Source organism: Chryseobacterium sp. VD8 (assembly GCF_037149975.1).
GTDB classification, from domain to species: Bacteria; Bacteroidota; Bacteroidia; order Flavobacteriales; family Weeksellaceae; genus Chryseobacterium; species Chryseobacterium indicum.
Genome location: NZ_JBBCQL010000326.1, coordinates 1 through 3,491 on the forward strand (window position 1 = coordinate 1; position 3,491 = coordinate 3,491).

Genomic DNA, 3,491 nt, shown 5'->3' on the forward strand with positions numbered 1-3,491 from the left:
CTGATAAGTGAAGAATACCTCTACCGAAAACCAGGAACGTATTGGCATCGTCGGTCTGCTGAACTCTTAATGCTAAGTTTTTCTCTAATTCTTTGGTTAATCTTTCTTTTAAGTGGTTAGACGTTACATATTTACCGTCTTTCCCGAAGAAAGGTGAATTGTTGATGGAGAACGTCATGTTCAGCGTAGGCTCGTCAATTGCCGTTCTTTCCAATGGTTCAGGATTTTCAAGATCTACGAAAGAATCTCCGATCTGGAAAGCATCGAAACCTACCACAGCACAGATATCTCCTGCCTGAACTTCAGTTACTTTTTTCTTTCCTAAACCTTCGAAAACGTATAGTTCTTTTACTTTTCCTTTTGCTACTTTTCCGTCTGCCTGCGCAAGACCGATCCACTGGGATTCTTTAATTTCCCCTCTCGTTACTTTTCCGATCGCGATTCTTCCTAAGAAAGAAGAATAATCAAGAGAAGTAATCTGCATCTGAAGGGTACCTTCTGTAACTTTCGGTGCAGGAACGTACTGTAAAATACCATCCAGTAATGGTAAAATATCTTCCGTCTGCTCTAATGAAGTGTTGAACCATCCCTGTTTAGAAGAACCGTAGAACGTTGGGAAATCCAATTGCTCTTCAGTAGCATCCAGATTGAAGAAAAGATCGAATACCTGATCGTGAACCTCATCCGGACGGCAGTTTGGCTTATCTACTTTATTGATTACCACCAAAGGTCTTAATCCTAGCTCCAAAGCTTTCTGAAGTACGAATCTTGTCTGCGGCATCGGTCCTTCGAATGCATCCACCAACAAAATTACCCCGTCTGCCATTTTCAGTACTCTCTCTACCTCTCCTCCGAAATCGGCGTGACCCGGTGTATCAATTACGTTAATTTTCGTGTCTTTATAAGTAACAGAAATATTCTTGGATAAGATCGTGATCCCTCTTTCTCTTTCAAGATCATTGTTATCCATAATTAACTCCCCACTCTCCTGATTTTCTCTGAAAATATTGGTTGCGTGGATGATCTTATCAACCAAGGTAGTCTTACCGTGGTCAACGTGTGCGATAATCGCAATATTTCTAATGTTTTGCATATAAGATTTTTACGGGTGCAAAAATAGTGATTTTTAATGAAATATTCACCAATAACTTTTGATAATTAACAAATTCATAATGAGTGCATTAAACGGAGTGCGTTGCTTAAACTGTTATCATTAAAGCATTTATTGAATATTTCCGGACATAAAATTTTGAATAACAGATTCCGTTTTAACGGGAAATCTTATGAATAATTTTCAAAAAGGTAAATGAAAAACACCTGAATTAAAACAATGCATCCGAATTTTAATACAAATGAAGTCTTCGAAATTTTATGCCTGAAGATCACCATTGCCAGAAAAGCACCCAAAGTTCCGCCGAAAAGAGAAACCGCCAGAAGTTTTTTTTCAGAAATTCTCCGTTCGTGTTTTTCTGCTTTTCTCTTGTCTGTTCTATAGATGATGAAACTGAAAAGATTGATTGCCAATAAAAAATAAAACATAGGCAAATCTAAAATAAAAAGTTTAAAACAGGAATTTTTACCTTTGTAAAATCAAGACATAAATATCAATGACAGTACAGGATTTAGCAGGAAGCTATTCTATTCAGGGAAGCAATCAGGAAGAGTCTGCGGAAGTTTCTTATTACGGGATTCTCACGCTGTCCCTCGACGAAAACCAACGCATCATGGCTGAGTGGATGATTGGGGATCATCTGCAGCAAGGCACCGGTTTTTATAAAGACGGGATTCTGGTCATCAACTTCCGTTATGAAGGGGAAGATCTCAAGATCTACAAGGGTGTGGCGGTTTACCGCTGTATCAGCAAAGATATTCTGGATGGTTTCTGGTCTGAGAAACATGGGGATCCGAGATTTCTGGGCAGTGAATACTGTGTGAGGATTTTTGGATCGGAGGTGCTGAATTAATTTATAATAAAGGTTTTTAAACCATAATAATTAATCCGGAAATATCAGATTAATTATTATGGTTATTATTTTGCTTAAAAGTTAATCACTTGTTTTAAAGTGTTAAAAAATGCCTGATAAAATGATGAATCCTGAGCATAAAGCTTATAAAGCTCCAGTTCCTGCTTTCTCTGTTGTGCCATCACATCATCAAGGATCTTCTTTAGGGCCAGTTCTCTGTTCTGGTCATCAGCATTTTTTGCGACCTTCATATCAAAGTCCGGATGCGCCTGTACAGATTTACTTAAAGAAATGAATTTCACTCTCTGATCTTCCGGTGTGATTTCCCAGCCCTGAAACCATTTTTCATTAAAGCCTTTTATTATGTTCTCTAATTCATCTTTTACTTCTTCACCATGTGCACCACGGACATTAGGATTTTGGGGAGCAAGTTCTGTTTCAGAATCATCCAGAGAAATGGAAGCATTCAGCTTTACTCTTTCTAAACCATAGGTTGATAAATCCACAGATTCCAATAATTTATCAAGTGCGTCATTTTGCGGATCTTCTATTTTAAGTTTAGGAATGAGGAATTTTAAAAACCAGAAGAGTTTTTCCCACCCGGAATAAGTAAAACTTTCGGGTAGCAGGGCTGCAACCTGACCGTAAATTTTCACAAACTGCTTGGCTTTAATTTTGTAATCTGCTTTCAGCTTATCGTCCAGTTCTAACCCGTCTGCAAATCTCTGGGCAGCCACATCAATAATCGGACTTAAAAACTGAGCATCTACGCCATTAAAAAATTTTTCATTAAAATCTTCCACTTCCGCCTGCTCATAGATTCCGGAATCATCCAGACTGTCTTTCAGTTCGTGCAAAACGTTGATATCTGTCGCGCCGCTTAAAGTTGTGGATGTATAGAAAGGATTAAATGATTTCTGAATATCTTCTACCGAATTAAAAAAATCCAATACAAAAAGGTCTTCAGTTTTCTTACCCAGCTTATTGGCAGAACGGTTTAATCTTGACAGGGTCTGCACCGCCAAAACGCCCTGTAATTTTTTATCAACATACATTGCTGAAAGCTTTGGCTGATCAAATCCGGTAAGATATTTATTGGCTACGATCAGCATTCTGTATTCGTCCTCATCAAATTTATCTTTCGTTTCACTTTCCGGAAAACCATTCATTTGGGCTTCGGTATAGTCGATGCCGTCTACTTTTTTTTCTCCCGAAAAAGCAATCACTATTTTAAATGGATTTCCCCGTTTATTTAACAACTGCTGCAGAGCCTGATAATAACGGATGGCAGATTCTATACTCTGGGTTACCACCATTGCTTTGGCTTTGCCTTTAAGTTTTTTGGTATTGACTACCGATGAGGTAAAATGATCCAGCATTATTTCTGCTTTCGTACCTACGGTCTGTTTATGTTTTTCAACATAAGCCCTTAATTTCTTCTGCGCTTTGGTGGTATCAAACAGAGGATTTTCTTCTATGGATTTTTCCAGTTCATAATAGCTTCTGTAGGTGGTATAGTTGGCTAAA

At 38.1% G+C, this 3,491-nt stretch carries 4 protein-coding genes; 1 reads left to right on the plus strand and 3 read right to left on the minus strand.

What is annotated here, in order from left to right:
- Both WFK35_RS21455 and WFK35_RS21460 read right to left on the minus strand, forming a co-directional pair.
- On the minus strand, positions 1 to 1,093 hold a 1,093-nt coding region (locus tag WFK35_RS21455), incomplete at its 3' end, for a GTP-binding protein (protein WP_336734571.1).
- Between the two features lie 188 nt (positions 1,094 to 1,281).
- The gene (locus WFK35_RS21460; RefSeq protein WP_336734573.1) at positions 1,282 to 1,539 is read right to left on the minus strand and encodes a DUF1294 domain-containing protein; all 258 of its coding nucleotides are present in this window, start codon (positions 1,537 to 1,539) and stop codon (positions 1,282 to 1,284) included.
- 68 nt (positions 1,540 to 1,607) lie between these two features.
- Between WFK35_RS21460 and WFK35_RS21465 the strand changes: the two genes are divergently transcribed.
- On the plus strand, positions 1,608 to 1,964 hold the full coding sequence (locus WFK35_RS21465; RefSeq protein ID WP_336734575.1) for a hypothetical protein: 357 nt from the start codon (positions 1,608 to 1,610) through the stop codon (positions 1,962 to 1,964).
- A gap of 74 nt (positions 1,965 to 2,038) precedes the next feature.
- Here WFK35_RS21465 and WFK35_RS21470 read toward each other — a convergent pair.
- Positions 2,039 to 3,491, minus strand: a 1,453-nt coding sequence (locus WFK35_RS21470) for a type I restriction enzyme subunit R domain-containing protein (protein ID WP_442892097.1), incomplete at its 5' end; no start/stop codon positions are given.